This is a genomic window from Aeromonas sp. 97A (genome assembly GCF_051919185.1).
Lineage (GTDB): Bacteria > Pseudomonadota > Gammaproteobacteria > Enterobacterales > Aeromonadaceae > Aeromonas > Aeromonas veronii.
On the sequence record NZ_JBQBFF010000001.1, the window covers coordinates 375,073 to 398,081 of the forward strand.

11 protein-coding genes and 1 pseudogene are annotated in these 23,009 nt (G+C 54.2%); 3 read left to right on the forward strand and 9 right to left on the reverse strand.

The features are described from left to right. Positions 1-197: 197 nt before the first annotated feature. Positions 198-743 (reverse strand): annotated as a pseudogene (locus tag ACTG27_RS01790) (transposase); the annotation flags it as partial. Between the two features lie 186 nt (positions 744-929). Between ACTG27_RS01790 and ACTG27_RS01795 the strand changes: the two are divergent. Next, on the forward strand, positions 930-2,060 hold the full coding sequence (locus tag ACTG27_RS01795) for a hypothetical protein (RefSeq protein WP_421207940.1): 1,131 nt from the start codon (positions 930-932) through the stop codon (positions 2,058-2,060). 130 nt (positions 2,061-2,190) lie between these two features. On the opposite strand, the gene ACTG27_RS01800 is transcribed toward ACTG27_RS01795, so the two are convergent. From ACTG27_RS01800 to umuD, 8 genes are all read right to left on the reverse strand, one after another. Further along, positions 2,191-2,643: an antitoxin Xre/MbcA/ParS toxin-binding domain-containing protein gene (locus tag ACTG27_RS01800; RefSeq protein WP_082034781.1), complete on the reverse strand. Its 453-nt coding sequence runs from the start codon at positions 2,641-2,643 to the stop codon at positions 2,191-2,193. Between the two features lie 68 nt (positions 2,644-2,711). Next, positions 2,712-4,067 carry a tyrosine-type recombinase/integrase gene (locus ACTG27_RS01805; protein ID WP_080768666.1) on the reverse strand — a complete coding sequence of 452 codons (1,356 nt, stop codon included), beginning with the start codon at positions 4,065-4,067 and terminating at the stop codon, positions 2,712-2,714. Between the two features lie 589 nt (positions 4,068-4,656). Further along, positions 4,657-5,819 (reverse strand): IS3 family transposase gene (locus ACTG27_RS01810; protein ID WP_439978977.1). Its coding sequence is split into 2 segments (ribosomal slippage): positions 4,657-5,564 and positions 5,564-5,819, totalling 1,164 coding nucleotides; the frame shifts between segments, so codons are not numbered across the junction. A 55-nt stretch (positions 5,820-5,874) separates the two neighbouring features. Then, entirely contained in the window at positions 5,875-10,059 is a 4,185-nt protein-coding gene (fdhF, locus tag ACTG27_RS01815) for a formate dehydrogenase subunit alpha (protein ID WP_439978978.1), read from the reverse strand. Positions 10,060-10,589: 530 nt separating this feature from the next. Continuing rightward, entirely contained in the window at positions 10,590-11,801 is a 1,212-nt protein-coding gene (locus ACTG27_RS01820) for an EAL domain-containing response regulator (protein WP_005353540.1), read from the reverse strand. Further along, complete coding sequence (locus ACTG27_RS01825; protein WP_439978979.1) at positions 11,794-16,038, reverse strand: ATP-binding protein; 4,245 nt, start codon at positions 16,036-16,038, stop codon at positions 11,794-11,796. The genes ACTG27_RS01820 and ACTG27_RS01825 overlap by 8 nt, the downstream gene beginning before the upstream one ends. 616 nt (positions 16,039-16,654) lie before the next feature. Next, the gene (gene umuC / locus ACTG27_RS01830; RefSeq protein ID WP_319883292.1) at positions 16,655-17,914 is read right to left on the reverse strand and encodes a translesion error-prone DNA polymerase V subunit UmuC; all 1,260 of its coding nucleotides are present in this window, start codon (positions 17,912-17,914) and stop codon (positions 16,655-16,657) included. Then, a complete protein-coding gene (umuD, locus tag ACTG27_RS01835; RefSeq protein WP_025201139.1) occupies positions 17,895-18,338 on the reverse strand; it encodes a translesion error-prone DNA polymerase V autoproteolytic subunit in 444 nt (147 codons plus the stop codon). The genes umuC and umuD overlap by 20 nt, the downstream gene beginning before the upstream one ends. 617 nt (positions 18,339-18,955) lie before the next feature. Between umuD and ACTG27_RS01840 the strand changes: the two genes are divergently transcribed. Both ACTG27_RS01840 and mzaB read left to right on the forward strand, forming a co-directional pair. Beyond that, a complete protein-coding gene (locus ACTG27_RS01840) occupies positions 18,956-21,514 on the forward strand; it encodes a sigma-70 family RNA polymerase sigma factor (protein ID WP_268426832.1) in 2,559 nt (852 codons plus the stop codon). Between the two features lie 47 nt (positions 21,515-21,561). Beyond that, the gene (gene mzaB, locus ACTG27_RS01845; protein WP_439978980.1) at positions 21,562-23,007 is read left to right on the forward strand and encodes an MZA anti-phage system associated ATPase MzaB; all 1,446 of its coding nucleotides are present in this window, start codon (positions 21,562-21,564) and stop codon (positions 23,005-23,007) included. The last annotated feature ends 2 nt before the right edge of the window (positions 23,008-23,009 follow it).

A 23,009-nucleotide genomic window follows, 5' to 3' on the forward strand; every position in this document is an offset into this window, starting at 1 on the left:
ACAATATTGGGAAGGCGGCGTATTCTGCTTGCAGATGGTCCCTCCCGTATTGCTTTCTGGCATGACCATAAAGCATCCGACACAGGCAGTTAACTCTCTGGCCCTCGAGCAGACCGACGAGTTCATAAATAAGCTGCCAGGCCGTATTACTGAGTTGGAGGATCGCTTCAACCAGCACAGCGGCAATTCTTCCGAGCCCCCTCCAGTGTCAGGACTGAAACTGCTCCGCCTGTTCGTGGTTTCTTACTATCCGCCTGTTGATTGCCCCTGCTGGGGTTGCAAGGAGTTGTCTCATGGTAAGCTTTAGCGGAGTGCATTAGGTGTTTGATACGCCCCAGCTTGCGCCGCCGCAGAGGGTTGAGCAAGGTGGGCAACACCTCGGCATCATGGACATTTTCCAACGAGACTTCCGCCGTCACGATATCGTGGGTCACCGGCTCTACTGCCAGATGCAACTTGCGCCAGACTCGCCACCATGTTTTCTGATCTTCTACTCGCCTTCAGCAAACACCTTCAACCCGGTTGAGTCGATAACCAAGACGGTAATGCGGGTTGTCGATAAGTCACCGTCACCGTGCGTGCTAACCTGCTGACATAGCTATACCCGTTGTGAGCAGTGGCACATTCATCAGCTCTAACATGGAGTCGTATAGTCCCTGAGTAGCCCGCATAGTGAGGTTGAAAATCCCCTTAACAATCAGGAAAGTGACGATGATCTGATCGGTGTAGAACTGGCTACGCCCGTAGTCCATGATTCTCTTGGACTGTTCTGTCAATTCGGATATGATTTGTCTCGGCTGACCAGCCAGACTTTCGCACGAGTCAAAATGGTTACTACTCTCAAGCCACATGATCTCAACCTCAAATCCTCACCTTGGATGGATTAAACGTGCGATGTATACCCCGGGGTAGGACTAGGAGATTGGATCATGACCATCAAAGCGTTCGTCCACACAACCCAGCTTGAGCTCAAAGATGTACTAGGCATCTCCCTCAAACGTAGTCATATCTACGAGATGATTGCTGCGGCCTATGGCTACAGTACTTACGCGTCATTGCAAGCTGATGCGATTCTGCTCAGTAATACGAAATGGCAGGTTGCGTTGGATGTAAGTGCAATTGAGGCTAGAGCTATTATTCTGGGTATTAGTATTCCTGAGCTTGTTGCTCAGAAGTTGGCCACTTCGTTAGTGCAGGCGGGTATTATAAGCCTACGCGTAAAAGAGATTTTTAGGAATCGCCTAAACGACGATTACATTACTCAGCTTTATATTAAGAGTAATCAACTTCCTCCTAATTCGACTACTGCGAGCCGCTTTAGCTCCTCAGACCATTATGCTGGGGAATTAATGAATATGTTTAAACAGAATGAATTTAACTCGCCATTAGTACACCAGGGGTTGGTCCAGCTAAGTGCATTTGCAGACCGAAATGCCTCGTCATTTACCGATTTTGAACTTCATCAAAAATTGTACAGAATAGCCAGTGGCTTTAATAGTGCTGATATTAATGCATTAGTTGACACAGATAAAGAACGATACATTTATTGGTATCATCACTTGAAAAAAGCTGCAATGTCATTTGATATGGATGCTGTGTTCGAGTTGGCATCACATGGACTTGATTCCTCTTTATACATTGGCTATATGGGCGGCAGTAAACGTAGTGAATCTATTGCAATAGAATGTGAAACTCGTGGCATGGTGGTGAATGCTTATTATTGGTGGATTGTTAGTGCAATCAATGGTTCTGTTGACGCAATATATAAGCTGGTTAGTGATTATGATAAGGAAGACTCATTCCGGTGTTGGGTATGGATATTTCTTGCTAAAGAGTTAGGGTTTGATTTAATGACGTCGACAGATACAACTACAAGTTATGATATGCACAGTGGCGATGAAAGTTATACTTTCTCATTACCAGGTAAAATTCTTCCTGCATTGACTCCCCCCGACGTGGATACAAGTATATCCAATATGGCTCAACAGTTAGCATATAAGTTGTATGCTCAATATTTAGAAGATGACATTTTTTTTGAAGAGTATACTCATAATGAGTAACAATGATTTTTATAGATGTTTTTACGGAATGCAAGGGGGGACACCCCCCCTTTAATTATAATAAATCTGGATCTTTTCTCGCTACGCGAGGAAAAACTAAAATTATGGCAGCCAGATGTGTTGTCTTATATTAGTAGACACCATGTTCAATTCGTCCTACTAAGTCTACCACTGCTTGAACTCCTACTGATGTACTCAACAGTTCAGCTGGCATTTTCCCGCCAAGTCCCTTAGCTGGTTGATGTAGCCATGCTATGGATTTGGTATTATCATTTTCATTTAGGGAGCGAGCCGCATCCAGAGCCAATATAACACCATAAACCCTAGAACCTTGTTGAATAGTCAGAGGTGTATTTGTTCTGAGTTTACGTGAAATAGTATTCTTGCTAATGCCGGTGAGGTGGCATATCGTGCCAACATCTGTCATAACCATTTTAGCGAGCTGAGGGATAGTTTCTGGTTTTACGCCAGAAACTATCCATAAATGAACCATCAATGGATGATGTGGAATATTAAGGTTCTCAATTAGTGAGTCAGTTATAGCTAATCTAGGCTTCAAGTCATGAGCTAAATCGACTCTCATGGTGCTCTCCGATTTGTTTGATGATAACTGATGGTAGGTCTACATGTTAGTGTAGTGTCTGAACCTCATCATTTACGGAAGTTAATTTTAATGACGTTATCATGTCTGATATCTTGGTCCATATGTTCAGGATTATTTGCAATGTACTGGCTAACGAAATTCCCCCAACCCAAGAATAACTTTTTAAGCTTGTCTTTGTCACGCATAGACTCACCTTGATAAATTCTAGATAATCTATCACTGATTGTGTGATTAAGTAGGTGTTCTACTTCAAAAGGCGTTGCATTAAGTTCACGCCCACAACCATTTGAAACGCTACGTCTGAGGTCATGTAATGTGAAGTGTTCAATATCTATCATCTTTGCTTCTTGTAGTCTGCTAAGTGCGCGAGTTATTGCATCACCAGTTATCGGGAATTCAGGTCTGACACATGATTCGAAAACAAATTTACATGTCTTTGATGTGATTTTTCTTTGCTCAGAAATGATTTGTTTTGCTAGCGGACATAGAGTTACTACGTGTGGAATTTTATTTTTAGTATCCGGAATGAGCCATTCCTCATCATTTAGGTGTGACCACTCCATAGAAGCAACCTCTCCTCTGCGAACAGCAGTGAGAATAATTATTTTAATAGCATTGGCTACACTCGTAGACATGGTCATTGAAGTGGTTTTATTTTTACCATTGGTACTGTGTTCTCTCCATTTTACCGAGTTTTCATCTATTGTTTTCCACAATCTAGCCAATTCAATAGTAGATAAAGATCGTTGCCTTGGGTCGTTAGGGGTAGCATTATAAATTTTTGGTTTTAGAGCTAATGTCGGATTTGAATCAATAAGTTGTTTTCTGACTGATTCATCCATCATTTGATTCATCAACCCCATTGATTTACGTAAGCCCTCCAAGCTCCCTTTTTGGAGCTTTTGATAATGTTGATGCAATACAGCCATTGATATGTCACATACTCGGAGTTTACCTAGAGCATTCGCTAGATGCGTTTTGTAGATGCTTCGATAGTCAGAGACAGTTCTTGCACCGATTTCCATATACTTCCGATTACTACGTTTGGCATTGGCTTTATGTTGAATCCATTGCTCGAAAAATTCGTTCAATGTAGGCATTTGTTCATTTTTTTGCTTGGAACTTAACACTGCCTCTCGGGGATCAATGCCTTGTTTAACGAATACAACCATTCGAGCATGGGTTTCTCGGGCCAGTGCCAGACTCATTGCAGGATAGTTCCCAAGAGTCATCTTCGTTTGCTTTTGAGCTATGTAATATCTATAGAGCCAGCTTTTGGTTTGTGCTCCAGCTCTAGCTTCAAGACATAAGCCCTTGTTTCCTCCACTATAGACTGCCTTGACAATCCGTTGTTTTCCTTCTTCAGGTACTAAGGCTCTACATTCTCGGTCAGTTTTTATCATGGCGTCTCGCGTACTTGTCGGCGTACTTTATTGTCATTGTATATGTGAGTATCTCTTTGGACAAACACGGACGATCATTATTTAAATTGTGTTATAAATCAGTGTGATATGGTTTATTGTTAAGACTTTCTTGGATGTGTTTAGACGATGGGTGTTATAATTCGTAATGCGAAGGTCAGGAGTTCGATTCCCCTTATCGGCACCATATAAAACAAATGGTTAGCTTCTCAGTGAAGCTGGCTATTTGTGCATTTTGGATTGGGGTACCACGTGGGGTACCACATTTAGCATGTGATAGACTTGTACCACTGTCCATCCAACTCTTTTTTGGCTTCTCGATGGGAGGAGAAAAGGGATAGGTGTTTTTGAGTAAACTTGGTGACCGCCTGAGCGGCTACTAGTCATGGATGGGGCTATCTCTCCGCCATATGCTAATTCCAACCTGTTGATTAGGTTGGGTTTTTTCGTTTATTTCTTTGTTCTGGTAGGCCATTAGGTGTTAGCTGACATACTACCCGGATGGATTACATTGGACATCGATCCAGTCAGGTGTCCACGTATTAATGATGTTTCCCTCTCTTTGTAGTGGTCAACTAAATCCGGACACTTGGTTAGGCCGTTCTTCGGCTTTTGCTGGCGGTATCCCGTCATTGTGTTGATGTGGACGCCGCCAGTTGTAGTAATCCATCAGGTAATAACTGATATCCCGCTTTGCTTCCCGCAAGCTCATATATCCCATAGCAGGGAGCCACTCTGACTTCAGGCTTCTGAACAACCGTTCCATCGGGGCGTTATCCCAGCAGTTGCCACGCCGACTCATGCTCTGGGTCATGCGATAGCGCCACACTCGTTGCCGAAATGCCCTACTGCCATATTGGCTGCCCTGGTCAGAGTGAAATAGCACACCAGATGGGCAACCCCGCTGCTGATAGGCCATCTCCAGGGCTTTGATTGCCAATTCTGCATCAGGTTTATCAGACATCGCCCAGCCCACGACCCGCCGAGTGTGCAGGTCAAGCACCGCTGCCAGGTAATGCCAGCGACCACCGGCCCAGACGTAGGTGATATCGCCACACCACACCTGATTGGGTTGCTGGACATCAAATTCGCGGGCCAGCAGATTGGGTATGTCCGGTCGTTCAGACTGTGCCACCTGATAGCGATGAGCGCCCGGTTGCTTGGATACCAGACCGGCTTCCTTCATCAGGTTACGTACTTTGAATCGACCAATCTGATACCCCAACTCCCGCATCATCGACATCAAGGCGCGGCTGCCCGTTGAGTTCCGGCTCGCTTTGAACAAACGGCGCAACTCAGAGCGCTGTTGCATACGTTCACGGTTAATCGTCCGCCTGCGAGCCAGATAATCGTAAAAACAGGAGGTGGGAACATCGAAGGCGCAGCAGACCAAAGTGATGGGGGCTTGCTCCCTTAATCGGTCTATCAGCGCGTACGTGTGAACTCGTCCGTCATCAAGAGAGCAGTAGCCTTTTTTAGAATGTCCTTCTCACGTTCGAGCCGGTTGATGCGGGCTTCCAGTTCCTGAATTTTTTGCTGCTCCAGAGTCAGTGCTTTGCTGATTGGGGTAGTGCCACTGCGTTCGGATTGCAGTTGCCGAACCCAGCGGCGAAGTATGGTTTCACCGATATCCAGTGAACGACTGGCTTCGGGGACAGAATATCCCTGGTCGAGCACCAGGGATGCGGCTTCGAGTTTGAATTCGGCAGTAAATGAGCGACGTAATCTTGTCATTGAACACCTCAGGTCATGGTGGCGACTGTACCACCTAAAATGGTGTCCGGGATGATTAGACCACTACAGGCTTGGCTGGCTCCTTCTGCATGGATAGCTCTCCAGCTTGCGATGAGGATTCCAGCTTGTCGATGCGCACCGCAGCTACCTTGAACTCGGGGATTTTGGCGTGGGGGTCGGTGGCATTGATGGTGAGCCGGTTGGCCGGGGCTTCGGCAAAGTGGAACGGGATAAAGACCACGCCAGGTTGCATCCGTTTGGTCACGAAGGCGGGCAGTTCTATATGGCCGCGGCGACTGGTGACTTTTACCTGCTCGCTGTTGCTGATCCCCAACCGCTGCGCATCCACCACGCTCATCATCACCCGCGGGCCAGCCAGCTTGTCGAGCCCCTTGGTCTTGCGGGTCATGGTGCCGGTGTGGAACTGCTCCAGCAGGCGGCCGGTAGTGAGCACGATGGGATAGGTCTCGTCGGGCAGTTCGGCGGCATAGCGGAACGGGGTCGCGACCATCTCCCCCTTGCCACGGGTGAACTGCTTGGCGTGGAGCAGGCGAGTGCCTTCGGGCGCCGCATCGTTGCAGGGCCACTGCAGCCCTTGTGCTCCAACCTTGTCCCACTGGATGCCGGCGTATTGCGGGGTGACTTGGCAGATCTCGGCGGTGATCTCCTGCGGGTTTTGATAGTGCCAGTCGCCCCCCATGGCGTTGGCGATCTGCTGGATGATCCACCAGTCCTCCCGCGCGTCGCCCGGTGCCTTGAGGGCGGGGGTGATGCGCTGCACCCGCCGCTCGGTGTTGGTGAAGTGGCCGCTCTTCTCGGCAAAGGAGCAGGAGGGGAGCACCACATCGGCCAGCTGGGCGGTTTCCGAGAGGAAGATATCCTGCACCACCAGAAACTCCAGCTGCTTGAGCCCCTCGATGACGTGATGCTGATCCGGATCGCTCAGCACCGGGTTTTCCCCCATTACATAGAGCCCCTTGATGCTGCCCGCGCAGGCGGCATCGATGGTCTCGGTGAGGGTAAGCCCGGGCGTGCGCGGCAAGTCTGGCTGCTGCCAGGCTGCCACGAAGCGGGCATGCACCTCGGGGTTGGCCACCTTCTGATAGCCGGGCAGGCAGTTGGGCAGCGCCCCCATGTCACAGGCGCCCTGCACGTTGGATTGGCCCCGCAGCGGGTTGATGCCACCCCCCTCAATGCCGATGTTGCCGCACAGCAGTTGCAGGTTGGCGATGGCGCGCACGTTGTCGTGGCCGGTGGTGTGCTGGGTGATCCCCATCGAGTAGTAGATGGCGGTGCGTTCGGCGGTGCCGATGAGGCGCGCGAGCTCGATCACCTGCTCGGCCGGTACGCCGGTGACAAGGGCCACCTTGTCCGGTGCATAAGCGGGGGAGAGCACCTCCGCTTGCAGCGCTTCGAACCCTTCTACTCGTGCGGCGATATAGGCCTTGTCGTGCCAGTTGTTCTGGATGATCTGCTGCATCAGGCCGTTGAGCAGCATCACGTCGGTGCCGGGTCGGTGAGCCAGATAGAGGCTGGCATGGTCCGCCATCTCGATCCGCTTGGGATCGGCCACTACCAGCCGCGCCTTGCTCATGGTGACGGCTCGCTTGATATGGGAGCCGATGATGGGGTGGGCCGCCGAGGTGTCGGAGCCGATGATGAAGATGAGATCCGAGTGATCAATGCTCGGGATGTCGTTGGTCATGGCGCCGCTGCCGAGCGACGCCTCCAGCCCGGTGACGGTGGAGGCGTGGCAGAGCCGCGCGCAGTGATCCACGTTGTTGGTGCCCAGCTCCCGGCGCATGAACTTCTGAAACAGGTAGTTCTCTTCGTTGGTGGTTTTGGCCGACGAGAAACCCGCCAGTGCATCGCTGCCATAGCGCTGGCGCAGGGCGGTGAAACGCTCGGCGACCAGGGCGATGGCCTCCTGCCAGCTGGCGGGCACCAGCTCGCCATCCTTGCGGACAAGCGGCGTGGTGAGGCGCTCCTCGCTCTGAATAAAGTCAAAGCCGAAGCGCCCCTTGACGCAGAGCAGCCCCAGATTGACCGGCGAGTTGCGATTCCCCTCCACATAGCGGATGCGGTTGCGCGCCTCATCGACGTAGAGGGTGACACCGCAGCCGACCCCGCAGTAGGTGCAGATGGTATTGACCGGCGTGAGCAGTTCGGTGCGCCCCTGTGACTTGTCGCGGGCATCCACCAGGGCGCCGGTGGGGCAGACCTGTACGCAGGCGCCGCACTGCACGCAGTGGGAGTCGCCCATCGAGAGTCCCGTGTCGAACTGCGGTCGGTTCGAGAGGGTACCATCGTTGTTTTTGGCAAAGCGCAGCACCCCCTGCACCGCTTGCTCACCACAGGTCTGCACGCACTGGCCGCAGCCGATGCAGCGGTTGGCATCAAAGACGATAAATTCGCTGCTGCTATCTACTGCAAACTTCTGGCATTGACTGGTATCGAGAGCGCTCTGCTCGACTTTGTATTCGGTGGCGTAGTCGCGTAGCGCGCAATCAGTGTTGGCCTGACAGCCGCACTCGAGGCAGCGGCTGGCTTCGCTGCGGGCATCGGCATCACTCAAACCGCGTTCCACCTCGGCAAAGCTGCCCTCGCGATCCTGCTCTGCCAGATGGGGCATGATGGTGCGGGCGACTTTTTTCAGGTGAGCAAACTGGGCGGGATCGACCTGCTTGAGTGTGGGAGCCTTGCAGGCGTTGAAGGGCCGCACCGGGTCGATCATGTCACCGTGGAGGAACTGATCGATGGCCAGCGCCGCCTTGCGGCCATCGGCGACCGCCTCGATGGCGGTGGCGGGCCCGCGGCGCAGATCGCCGATGGCGAACAGGTTGCCGTGGCCGCTGTGCATGGTCTCGGGGTGGGACTCCAGCGTCTGCCAGCGGGTGAAGGGGAGGGGGAGGGGCTCCCCTTCCATAAAGCTGAGGTCCGGCTGCTGCGACACTGCCGCAATCACGGTATCAAACTCTTCAAGGAAGAACTCACCGGTGGGCTCCGGGCGGCGGCGACCGGAGGCGTCCGGCTCGCCGAGGGCCATCTTCTCGAGACGCACCTGACAGACGCGACCACCCTCATCGGCCAGATTCTCCACCGGATTGGTGAGCATCATGAAGCGCACCCCTTCGTGCTCCGCCTCGTCGATCTCGTACGCTTCGGCGGGCATCTCGGCGCGGGTGCGGCGATAGATAAGGGTGGTGTCACCCCCCAGCCTGACCGCCGTGCGGGCGCAATCGATAGCGGTATTACCACCCCCGATCACCGCCACCCTCTTGCCGGTGGTGAGCCGCTTGGCCAGCATCCGATCCTTGAGGTAATCGACCCCGAGATAACAGCCGGCCAGGGTGCTGCCCGGGTAATCCATCGGCACCGCCTTGGAAGCGCCAACCGCCAGACAGACGGCATCATAGTCGCGGCACAGCGCCGAGAGGGTGATCTGGTGGCCCAGTCGCTGCTGGGGGTGGATCCGCATGCCGCTTTGGCACATCAGGTCGATCTCCTGATCGAGGATCGCCTTGGGTAGCCGGTATTCAGGGATGCCGTAGCGCAGCCAGCCACCCGCTTCGGGCATCGCCTCGAACAGATCGACCTCAAACCCCTCGTAACCCAGATAATAACCGCAGGTGAGACCGCCCGGGCCGCTGCCGATAATGGCCACCCGCTTGCCCTTGGCAGGCTTCTTTGCCGGTTGATAGGGGGCAACCACGGCCAGATCGAGATCGGCGGCATGGCGCTTGAGCTGACGAATTGCCAGCGGCTCATCCACCAGCGCACGGCGGCACTCCGCTTCACAAAAAGCGGGGCAGACCCGGCCAATGGAGAGGGGCATCGGCAGGGTCTGCTTGATGACGGCCATCGCCGCCTCGTGCTCCCCCATGGCGATGTGGTGCAGATAGGATTGAATGTCCACCCCGGCCGGACAGGCGCGCTGGCAGGGTGCTTCGCAATCGGCGTAGTGATCTGCGAGGATGCGGCCGAGCGCCTGCTGGCGGTGCGCGCGCAGGGCATCGCTTTGCGTCGTGACCATCATCACTGCCTCGGGGCGCGTCTCGCAGGCGCGCCGGATGCCGAGCCCGGCAATCTCGACCACGCAGAGATCGCACGGCGTTTTGGGAGCGCTGGTGTTGTCACTGCACAGGGAGGGGATATCGATCTGGTGCTGTTTTGCTATCTGGAGCAGGGTTCTGGTCGGGTCAACCGTCAACTGAGCCCCATCGAGGGTGATGGTGATCATGGCGTCATAAACTCGCTTTCAAGGCGCAGAAAATGCTGCATCTGGCGGAGCCAGCAGGGGAAGCGACAGGGAGGTCGCTTGCTATACGCTCACCATAACAAAGATTATTTACAACTTTATTTGATTTTAGACAGCTTATTGTTCAAAAGGGAAAACGATTTCAGGTTGTCTTGTCTACCTCATCGGCACGGCGCATCGTTGAGAACCATTCCTGTTACAGCAGGAGATTCATTGTCTTATTGTCAGTTTATGCATCTAGCAGAAGAGAGGCCGCTCTCGCTCACGGTAGGCGTGATCCGCCAGTAGCATCATTTGTGATGCAACTTATTTTGCATAAATGGTGGCTCTGATGAAGGCATGCGGCGCATGCAGAGCAAAGGGGGGCACTCGGTTGGATAAAAGGTTGGTGGATAGGGGGCGGGCATGCGTGAGTGGCGAGCCCGACACAAAGAAAATGGCCACCTTTTCCAAGGCGGCCATTCACGTTGCCGATCGGCGCGTTGTTGGCCCGAAGGGTTGGTCGCAGGAGATCAGCCGGATATCAGGGTCGGCAGTCGGGCTTGCCAGATCTGGTGCCAGTGCTGCAGTTCGCTGCGGGGCATAGGGCGGGCGGTGAAGAAGCCCTGACAGATATCGCACCCCAGCTTGGCCAGCAGTTGCCAGGTCTGCACATCTTCCACCCCTTCGGCGACTGATTTCAGCCCCAGCTTGCGTGCCAGCTCGATGCTCGATTCGATGATGGCCAGACGGGAGGGGTCGGCATAGCAGCGATCGACAAAAGATCGATCAAGTTTGAGCTCGGTAAACGGCAGCAGCGCCAGCTGCTGCATCGAGGAGTAGCCGGTACCGAAGTCATCGATGGAGAGGCCAAAGCCGTGCATCCGCAGCCGGGTCAGCACCTCCAGTGCCTTGCCGATATCCTCGACAAACGAGCTTTCGGTCACCTCCAGGGTGATCAGCTCGGGATTGACGCCCCAGCGCTGGCACTGGTTGATCAGGAAGTGGCAGAGGTCTCCCTCAATCAGCGAGGTGGTGGAGAGGTTCATCGACAGATTGAGGGAGAGACCGGTCTGGCCCCACAGATGGCAATCCTGCAGCGACTTGTTGATGATGACATCGGTCAGCTGGTCGATAAGGCCGTTGTTTTCCGCCAGCGGGATAAACATGCCGGGGGAGATCAGCCCATATTCCGGATGCTGCCAGCGGGCCAGCGCCTCCATCCCCACCCACTGGCCGGATGCAAAGCCGACCTTGGGTTGATACCAGGGCAACAGCTGGTCGTTGTCGAGGGCGCGTTTGAGCTCGTCCACCGACAGGACGAGGCCATCGTCCTTGCCCGAGGGGGCCGACTTGGGTGCCCAGGAGTCAATCAGCTGGCGCAGCCGCTGCGGGCTGGAGGGTTTTTCGATGCGACCCAGCACATGGAGGCCATAGGCCGCGCTCATGCGCAGCACGGCCTCCACCACGTCATCTTCCAGCGCGCTGGAGAGGATGATGCCGCCCCGAAAGCCACCCAGCGAGAGGCGGCGTAGCAGCGCCATGCCATCCATGCCGGGCATCCGCAGATCGCAGAACAGGATGTCGACAGTGTGGCTCTGGCACAGCGCCAGGGCTTCGATGCCGTCTGCGGCCTCCAGCAGTTGCTGATAACCGAGCGCCCGGATCTGGTGCATCAGGGTCTTGCGTTGAAACCCGTGATCCTCGACCACCATGATGACCAACTCGTCTGCCGTTCTACTCATCGAGCCACAATCCCATTTCACGTTCAATATTGTTCATCTGTTCTTCCACTCTCTGTGTCAGCAGCGCGAGCTCGCTCAACTGTTTGAGGCGGGCCGCCGATTCCAGTTGCGCCGCCTGCTCGGCCAGGGAGAGCTCCCCGACCATTCTGGCTGCCCCTTTGATGCGGTGGGCGATCTCCACCAGCTCCTGGCTATCATCGGAGGAGAGCGCGCTCATCATAGCGTGGCAATCTTTCCGGTTGGAGGCCAGATACTCCCTTGCCATGCTTTTGGCAATCCCTTCATCGCCAAACAGATCTTGCCAGCGACCGATCATGTCGAGATTGATGGCCTGTCGTGCGGGCACTCTCTCTGTGATCGTAGTCGCGGGCAACCACCGCAGCAGCATCTGGCGCAGTGACTCCAGCGAATAGGGTTTGCACAGCATGCCGTTCATGCCGGCTGCCGTCATATTGGCTGCCGCCTCCTCCGAGGTATCGGCGGTGACGCCGATGATGGGGGCCTGCTCCCCTTGTTCCCGCAGGCGGCGGGTCAGGGTGTAGCCATCCATGTGTGGCATGTGGCAGTCGGTGATCAGCAGGGCGAAATTCCGGGTTTGCCAGGCGCGCAACGCCTTCTTGCCATCTTCCACTACCTCGCACTCCACTCCCAGAATCGCCAGTTGACGGGTCAGCAGGGCGCGATTGACCAGATGATCATCGGCGACCAGCACCCGCCCGCCCAGTTTTTCGATGCTGGCGGCATGGGGGGTCACGGCTCGCCCGGTGATCAGTTCGCGGCAGCTTTCGAGCAACAGATCCGGATAGAGGGGGGATTGGCCGAGGCGCCACCAGTTCTCCGAGCCCATGCGCCCCCGCAACGCTTCGCGGGGGGAGAGGATGACCCCCTTGAGAGTGCCGGACTGCAGCAAGGTGTGCCAATCGCTCCCCATGCTGGACTCCAGCGCGGCCTCTTCTGCCAACAGCAGGCCGTCGAGATCGGCGGTGAGCTGGTGGATATCGAGGGGGCTCAACCGGGCGCCGAGCCGCACCATGGTGGCCTGCAAGGCGGCATCGCTACCCAGCCACCACCATTCGCTGCCCGCCAGTGCGGGTGGCTCCCACAGGCCATTGAGCAGCGGGATGCTGAAGCGGAAACAGGCCCCTTCACCGAGCTGGCTCTTGACCGTCAGGGTGCCGCCCATCTTCTTCACCAGCTGATCACAGATGGCCAGCCCCAGACCTGTGCCACCAAAGCGGCGATTGATATCGGATTCCACCTGCTCGAACGGGGTAAAGAGCAGCGTTTGCTTCTCTTCGGCGATGCCGATGCCGGTATCCGTCACCGCGATAACCAGCTGCTGGTCGTGACAGCTGGCCTGGATCGAAATGGCGCCCTGCTCGGTGAACTTCACCGCATTGTTGAGCAGATTGGAGACCACCTGGCCCACTCTGACCGGATCGATATCGGCCAGGTCGGGGAGTTGATCCTCCCACTGGAGCGTGACCTTCAGCCCCTTGCTGTAGGCCAGTGCGGCATGGCCGCGGATCACATCGCACACCACAGGTTGCAGACGGCAGGATTGGGGATTTAGGTGCAGCTGACCCGCCTCGATTTTGGAAAAGTCGAGGATATCGTTGACCAGATAGAGCAGGTGGTTGGCCGAGCTCTCCACATTGCGCAGCAGATAGCGCTGGTCATCATTGAGCTCGCTCATGCGCAGCAGCTCCAGCATGCCGTGCATGCCCGAGATGGGGGTTCTCAGCTCATGGCTCATGGTGGCCAGAAAACGGCTGCGAGCCTGCATCGCCTGCTCGGCCGCGGCACGCGCCTCGCGCAGCTCATGCTCCTGTTGCTTGATGGCGGTGATGTCCTGCACCACGCCGTTGAGCAGGCGATCATGGCCCTGTTGCGCCACAAAGTTGCCGCGGATCTGGATATAGCGCTTCCCCTGAACAGAGGGCACCAGCACCTCCATATCGAGCGGCTCAAGGGTTTGCGCATGTTTGGCCACCTTATCGATAAAGGTTGCCAGAGCCTCATCGTTCAAGCCGAGGATCATGCCGCCAGACTCGGCTGCCATCAACTCTTGGTGGGTCATCCCGAGAATGTCGCTGGCCCCTTGGGACAGATAGAGGAATTTCCCCTTGCCGGCCCCTTGCCAGAGATATTGATAAACCAGACCCGGCATGCTGTCGGTGATGTCCCGCAGCCTGCCCTCCACTTCTCGCACCTTGTTTTCGGCGGCCTTGAGGGCACTGACATCGGTCAATACCGTCAGCACCCCCTGAATCGCGCCGTCTGCTGCGCGATAGGGCAACTTGACGTAGACCACGTGAAGGGGAACATCCCCCTCGCGCTGGGTATAACCCGATCCTTGGAAGATCTCGCCGGTTTCCCAGACCGCACGCTCCTCGCGCAACATCTGTTGCCGCTCGTCCTCGGTCATATAGCCCCAGCGATCACCTTCTTCCCCATCACCGACAAACAGCTCGCGGTATGCCCGGTTGCTGAGGGTCAGGCGATGATCGCGATCCCGCAGCGCCACCATATTGGGCAGGGAGTCGAGCAGGGTCTGGATGAACACCAACTGTTCATTGAGCGTCTTCTCGGCCCGTTGTCGCTGCACGATCTCCCGTTTCAGGGTACGGTTCCAGGCCCAGAACAGGGTAAACAGCAGGGTGGCAGTTGCGCCGCTCATTACGAACCAGAACAGCACTGTTTCGTTATTGATGCCGGTCTGCACGCTCATGGAGAGCCAGCGTCTCTCCACTTTATTGAGCTCCTCCGGCGGTATCGAATAGAGCACCTTGGTAAGGATCCGCTGCAGCATGGGATCTTTGCGCGTGGCCATGGCGACCGGCAGGCGCAAGTCTTTGCCGGCATAGACCACCTGATAGCGTTCGCTCACCCGCTTGTTGATGGATGGCAGGGTGACCATCACGTAGTCGGCATCGCCCGTGTCCAGCAGCTCCAGCAAGCGGTTGTCATTGTTGACCTCTACCGGATGGGCGCCGATGTGGGTCAGTAGATCTTTATCCAGCGAGCCATGCACCATGCCGACCCGTTTCCCTCGCAGCAGTGAGAGATCGGTGATATCGGCACTGCGTTTGGGGGCAATAACGACCCGATCGACAAACAGATAGCCGGGGGTGAACAGCGCAAACTGGCCGCGGTCGTGGTTGGGGGAGATGGCCGGAATAAAATCGATCTGCCGCAGCTTCAGCATATTCTGGGTTTCACCCCAGCTATTGGTGCGAACCAGAGAGAACTTCAGCCCGGAGACTTGCTGCATCAGCGCCATCAGGTCTGCCACATAACCGACCAGCCTGCCCCGGTAATTGAATTCGCTCATGGAGGTCCAGTCCGGAGAGACGCCGTAAGTCAGCTCAGGATGCTGGTTGAGCCACTCCTGCTCCTCAGGGGTAAACTGCACAGACTTCACCGCTCCTGAGTCCGCATGTTGGCTAGTCGTGGTAGCTGCCAGCATATGACGACGATCTTCAACCGGTATCTCGTTGAATGCCTTGCTCACCAGGCTGACCAGTGCCGGGTCGCTCTTGTGCATATTGATGGAGAGAGACGTGCCGCTTACCCATTCCGGGGTGGCAATGGTGAAGCCAGCCTTGGAGTGCTGATCTTTCACCATCACCAGTGACGGCATGTCAGCAAGATAGGCGTCAGCCATGCGCTTTTTGAGCATAAACGCTGCTTCGCTGCGACTCTCTACCTCGGTCACACGGGGAAATCCCAGTTTTTTCAATTCACTGCAAGCATTGACTCCCGTGACACAGATCCAGTGCAAGCCATGAGCATCCTGTCGTGACAACTTCGTTTTGCCATTGTTGAGCAGCACGCCGCGCGGTATGGAGAGCAAAAACGGGAGGGAGAGAATATTGGATCGCCACTGTTCGCTTGGCTGGTCGTTCACCAGCATGTCGATTTCGCCGTAGTCAAGCCCGGTTAGCGCATCCACGTAGGAGGGGTAAACCTTGTAGCGCAGGGTCAACCCGAGCGTTCTGGCAATCTGCTGCGCAATGTCGGGGACTGGGCCGGTAAAGCGTTGATCTGCATCCTTATAGCTGTATGGAGGGTCACCCATCATCGGCATGCCGATGACCAGCTCCTGGTGTGATGACAGCCAGGCGCGCTCAGACAGATCAAACTCGTCTTCATTCAGACTGGTAATGGCGTGCGCCGCCACGCCCCAGAGCAGTAGCAGGAGAAACAGGAATAGACGATCACATTGGCGGAGCATCAGAAGGAATCCAACAGAATTGGGCGCATATTGTAAGTGCATTAAAATGCAGCGGCCAACATCAATTTACTCAATATTGGGTCATGACATGCCGATGTGCGGTTGTGAGTCCGGCTAGTACCGGGATGGCAACCTGATGATAAAGCCTGCGCGGTGATGCGCCTGATTTTTTTGCCAAAGGCCAGTTCAAGGGGGATATTGGAAAAAATCCAACCAGTTTGATATCGGTAAACAACATGGACATGGACAAATAAAAAGGGCCACCTCTTGCGAGGTGGCCCTTTCCAAACGTTTGGTGGGCTGGGGGATGTTGAACCTAATGACTAACTAATTGATCTTAAATTAAAATCGCCAATTCAGAAAATTAATGTATGCCTAACCGTATGCCTAACATCAGAACTTCTGCAATAACATAGTGTTATCTGGGCTGGAATGGTCATATGTGGTTAATTGGCCGTGGAGGAAATTTTAACTCTCACCTTTCTCAAAAGGTAACTGACTCTTGCGAAAGTTGGCGCTCTCTGTTGTATCAGTTCCTCGTTTGGAAAAAAATTTCCCGTCCAAAATTTACCTGTCCAGCGAGCTTTGAATAGACTGTTTCAACCTTCTGTGGCTTTTACCTCGCCACCGGCAGGTCCTCCCAGCGGGTGGTGTAACAGGGGCTCAGGTGCTCTTGTCGCATCATCCACTCAGGCGACCCAGTGCCCTGGCTGGCAAAGCCTACGCGCCCCAATCCCTTGGCTTTGATCTGGTCCATCACTGCCATCAGCGCATCTGATTGAGCGGAGGACGGGGCAAAGAGATCTGCCTGTTGTTGCCCCTTGGGGGTGAACTCACTCAGCATGACGCCCCCCTTCTGATAACGGTAACCGTCGCGCCAAATCTGCGGTAGCAGCACGTTCACTTGCTGCAGCAGCAACCGGGTATCATCGCTAGGGCAGACCAGCCGGACGCCAGCCTGCTCACTGTAGTAAGGGGCTCGTTCATCAAAGGGGCTGGTTCGCACGAACAGGTGCACCCGCTGGCAACACATTCCCTCGGCCCGCAGCTTCTCGGCTGCGCGAGCCATAAAGCCCGACAACGCTTGGGCCATTTCTCCACGGTCGGTCACGCGCTCACCAAAGGAACGGCTCGAGAGGATCTGCTGCTTCGCCGCCGGTTCAACGGTCAGCTCTGCGCAAGGCAGGCCACGCAGCTCCTGTACGATCCGCTCGACCACCACGCCGTATTGAGCGCGTAACCCTTTGGCGTCGCTAGCCACCAGGTCAGCAACGGTGTTGATGCCTTGTGCCACCAACTTGGCCCCCAAGCGCCGTCCTATGCCCCACACCTCGTCCACCGGGGTGATAGCCATCAGCCGGGCACGGCGCAGCTCGTCACGCAAGTCCACGACGCCGCCCGTGGCAGGCCACTTCTTGGCTGCATAGTTGGCCAGCTTGGCGAGGGTCTTGGTGGGGCCGATCCCAACCCCTACCGTGAGGCCGGTCCACTGCCACACTCGCTGCCCGATCTGTTGCCCATAGGCCGTCAGGTCCCCGGCAAACGACTCCGACAGTGACAGGAATGCTTCATCGATGGAGTAGACCTCCAGCTCGGGGGCCATTGTCTCCAACGTGCTCATCACCCTGCCAGACATATCTCCATAGAGCGCGTAGTTGGAGCTGAACGCCACACCGCCATGCGCCTCGAACTGCTCGCGGATCTTGAAGTAGGGCCCGGCCATCTTGATGCCCATCGCCTTGGCTTCGGGGCTACGCGACACCACGCATCCATCGTTGTTGGAGAGCACCACGATCGGGCGGCCACGTAGCTCAGGGCGAAACAGCCGCTCACAGCTGGCGTAGAAGTTGTTTACATCAACGAGCGCTATGGCCATCACGCTGCCTCAGATTGCCGATCACATGGGTGACCACTCCGAACAGCTCCAGGGAGAGGCTCATGCAAGGGTCGATAGGCGCGAACGCCGGATTGGCTGGCAGCAGCCGCAACCTCGGCTTGAGCTGCAAGGTCTTTACCGTGAAGCCGCCGTCAAGCAGTGCAATTACCACATCACCATGGCGCGGGGTCAGGCTCTTATCGACTACCAGCAAGTCACCGGGAAAGATGCCGACCCCGGTCATGCTCTCCCCCTCGGCACGCAGATAGAAGGTTGCAGCAGGGTGCGACACGCAGTGGGTGTTGAGGTCCAACTTCCCTTCCAGATAGTCGCTGGCAGGGCTGGGAAAGCCACAAGAGGCGCGGTGCAAGAACAACGGGATGGTCACCTCGGCGGGTGATGGGTCTGGGGTTAACAGCTTCATGGCAACAGCACCTGTATTTATATACAGTCATTATAGCGCACCACCTTTGAACCAGCGCAAGTCCCGCATGCCAGTGATGGCGTACCATAGTGCCAATAGATAACAAAAGAATCAGTAATGCAGATGCCACGTTGTTAGTTAGTTCCATTCAAGCTACATCGATTTGAGAAGCAACGTCGACATTCGTTTGTTAGTGGTTCATGGCACTAAGCATCGCACTGACCTACAAATTAACTTTTCTGTCAGTAGTGTTAGAAATAATGTTCTAAATCAATGACCTCTAATCGAATTTTTGATTAAATTATTGCATTTGTGACCGACATTTCAGATCACAAAAGGCCTTTTAGGCACATTCATCACAGACCAAATCGTGAGAAAAAGGCTAGGTAAACAGAACGTGTTCACATTGAGTCTGTTATCATGGGCTTTGATAAATAAAATAGGCTGTAACCATGTTGCAATTGGACTTAGCTTTTACCGATGCACGATCCCACAGACTGTATATCAGACCAGCACATAGTTCAGAGTGACAGTCGGTCATAGGCAATCAGATGCCCAACATGAAGTAGTTAGTTCGGTGCTGGCTACTAGATTCACTCCCGCCGAGTAGCTTTATCATGCTTGAAAATCAATCACCCCCCAGAATCAGTGCGATGTTGCGTTTTGCAATCAAATCCGGTGCCAAGGCTGCAGTGGAACTACAGATACGTAACCGCTCCATGCTTGATGCTAGAGATGATCGGGGGAGGACACCGTTGATGCTCGCTGCGGAAAAAGGAAGCCAAGAGTTGTGCGAGCTGTTGCTTGATGCGGGGGCCAATCCAGCACTGGTTAGCAATGAAGGTAAAACAGCATCTAGCATAGCTGCGGAGATGGGTTATGACGTGCTCGGATGCATGCTGCATCGCGCTCAAGATGAACCAGCTGGTTCTTCGTTATTTGAAGTTGTAGTGACGCCTGAAGACATTCATCTGCATGAAATAGTTGGTGATGATAAAGCTGTAGTTCTAGGGGATGATAAAGCTGTAGTTCTAGGGGATGAAAGAGCTGCAGAGTCCACATCTTTGGGTTATTTCATGGCCGTCCAAGCCGTATCTCAGACTCACCAAGATGTATTTTCTGCCGGAAGTTCTGGTGTTTCTTCAGCGGATACAGGTCCATCTGATTATGGAGATTCAGGGGATGAAGATATAGAAGGTGATTCCTGTCAGTGGATTGCCTTATCAGATAATCCTGGTAAGGGGGTTACGCCGATCGTTCCGGATGTATTACTGAGCCAGCCAGATGTGATTGGTATAGAACAACAGAGAGTTAATTCCAGTTGGAATGAAGCATCTGATGGTCTAATTGATTTCCCCCCTTCGGAAGATTCTGCATGGGTTGATGCAGATACAAGTGCGCAGTTTGATGATATTGCACAAGCCGGGCCACATGATTTTGTTCTTTTGCACCTTCCTTTTTCAGATGTTCCTGTTACTGAGCTGGAGGAGGAAAATGACTCAGCTCATTTACATGAAGATGATGATTCTGGCTGGAAGGCAGAGGAGGAAGTGGTAACGCCAAAATCAGATGTGTCCCTTCTGATTTCCGTGACGCAAACCCATCGTCGTATATCCAGACACCGTGCTTTGAATACTGACGAATCTTGGGAGGATGTGGAGCTTGAGCTGCCAGAGGTGAAACCTGCAGTCATCCGGGGCTCCGAGGAGCAGGAGTTTCTGAGAGCACTCTTTGTCGAGGGTTTTCAACGTGGGTGGGTCACTTTTGACAAGGTCGCTGAGGCTTGCCAGCTTGATGCGGGCCCTGCTGCTGATGCATTACTTCCCGCTACTCTTCAGATACTTGAAGATTATGGTATCAAGGTTGAAGAAGCCAATCAGGAGAGTTTCACAGCGGAAGGTGTGGTGAATGAGGAGCTTGCGGTTCTGCTGGATGAGGCATTCGAGAGGTTGGAGGCGTACCTAAGTGAATCATTGTCAGAGGTGCATACATTCAATTCAAGCACTCTGAGAACGTATTCGCAGGATGCACGTGCAGTCGGCTTGATTTCCAAAGATGGGGAAATATTGCTTGGGACCCGTATGGACTCCGCCATCAAGGCTCTTGCACGGTATCTGGCTGCCTTGCCCGATAGCGCTTGGGTGGACTGTTTTGAGGATGTGCAGCCGCAACAAGAGGTTAGTGTTGATGAGCTAGATGAGGATGAAGCCGTAGATCTGGAGCAGATCGAGATAACTGATGAAGAAGGTCGTTTTTCCGGAAGCTTTGAAGATTATGTGAATATTTTACGTGCTGGAGACATTTCTGGTAAGACCGATGAAATGATCCCTCGCCCTTCCGCATCGTTACTGGCCGGTTTGATCAAGAAATTGCATCTGTTTGATCCGGAGCTCCAGCCTGAGCTGGCGTTAGAGCATATTCGGATTTTCGAGAAAGCCCGCCATGACCTAGTTAATGCCAATCTGCGACTGGTCATGAGCATTGCCAGCAAATATAGCAATAGCGGCATATACCTAGAAGACCTGATCCAAGAGGGCAATATCGGCCTGATGAAAGCTGCCGAGAAATTTGAAGTTCAACTTGGCTTTAAATTTTCTACTTATGCTACTTGGTGGATTCGTCAGGCCATTACCCGCTGCATTGCTGATCAGCTTCGTTTGGTGCGGGTGCCGGTTCATTTAGTGGAAAAAATCAACAAAGTGCAACGCGGTATTCGTGAGCTGGAGGGAAAATCCCTTGGTGGTGTAAGCGATAGCGAGTTAGCTGTGTCGCTCGATATGAGCGTCAATGAAGTTTGCAAGGTAAAACAAGTTGCCGATCGTGAAGTAATTTTCCTTAGTGGCTTTGATGAAATTGACAGTCCGGAATTACTCGCTGGGAACGAGTCTGATGGTTTCCATTGTGTAGAAAATGACGAACTAGCGAATGCAATCAGAGCTGCTCTATCCGAGTTGTCAGAGCGTGAACATCAGATTATCAAATATCGCTTTGGCATAGGGTTAGGGGATGACTTCACCCTGGAACAGGTCGGCATAATGTTCGATGTCACACGGGAACGGATTCGCCAGATCGAAGCCAAGGCCCTGCGCAAACTGCGCCATCCGAATCGACGTATGGTGCTGGCTATGTTTTGGGATGAAAACGATCTGCATGATGATATTGATGAAGGCCGATGAATATGAAAGTACAGAATATGCGACATGCCCCACCTCGTGCAGCCGCAATGATCGAAGCCTTGCGCGGGTTAGGTTACAACACTGCGACCGCGCTGGCAGACATCATCGATAACAGCATTGCAGCTGGTGCCGCAACAGTTGACTTGCGCTTTGTTTGGAACAATGAGCAGAGCCGGATTGAAATTCAGGACGATGGCCGCGGTATGAGCGCAGCTGAAATCGACAAAGCAATGCGGCTTGGGGAGAGGAGCCCTCTCGATGAGCGCAGTGCAGATGACCTAGGGCGTTTCGGCCTCGGCTTGAAGACTGCTTCGTTTTCACAGTGCCGTTGCCTGACCGTGGCTGCTTGTGGGCCGGATGGTTTGCAATGCCTGCGCTGGGATCTAGATGTGCTTGCCGCTGGAAAGAATGATGGTTGGTACTTGCTTGAAGGTCCAGCTGAAGGTTCAGAAGGATATTTGGCTCCTCTCAAGGACGCTGGGCGGGGGACTCTCGTTCTGTGGGAGGCGATGGATCGCATTGTGACTAAAGGAGTTGGAGAGCAAGAGTTTCTGGATCTGATCGATGCGGTAGACCGGCACCTTGGCATGGTTTTTCATCGTTATCTGGAGCATCCCCGACGTTTGTTGTTGCGTATCAATGGTCAGCCGGTGAAACCATGGGACCCGTTCCTTGTGGGGCATCCTGGCAAACCATGGCAATCACCTTCCGTATCACCGCCAGGAAATGCAGCAGTCAAGCTGCAATGCAATGTGTTACCGCATAAGGATAAGTTATCACCGTCCGAGTTCGAGACTGCAGAAGGACCTGACGGCTGGACGGCGCAGCAAGGGTTCTATGTCTATCGCAATGAGCGTCTTCTGGTTGCAGGCAGCTGGCTGGGGCTTGGCCAAGGGCGATCGTGGACAAAAGACGAGGCCCACCGTCTGGCGCGTATTCGCCTTGATATTCCTAACACAGCTGATGCCGACTGGAAAATCGATATTCGCAAGTCTACGGCTAGGCCCCCCGTTGCATTGCGAAGCTGGTTGATTGGATATGCCGAAGATACACGTTCCAGAGCCCGCAAAGCATTCGTGCATCGCGGAGTCGCACCGAAAATGCCTGGGGGGGGTGAGGTTGCACAATCTTGGAAAGCAGAGCACTTTGCTGGCGGTATGCGTTACCGGATTGATACGGACCATCCGGTGGTCCGTTCGGTATTGGATGATGCCGGTGTTTTGCTGCCTCAGATAAAGGCCATGCTGCGCGTCTTGGAAGAAACAGTTCCAGTCCAGCGAATCTGGCTGGACACCGCCGAGAATAAAGAGGCTCCGTGCACCGGCTTTGCCGGGGAGCCACCCGCAGAAGTGAAATCGGTGCTCGAGGTGCTTTATCGAAATATGGTAGGCGTGAAAGGTATGTCCTCGAGCATGGCGCGCGAACGGCTATCGAAAAGCGAGCCGTTCAATCAATATCCAGAGCTAGTTGCCAGCTTGCCTGAACAGCTATAAAC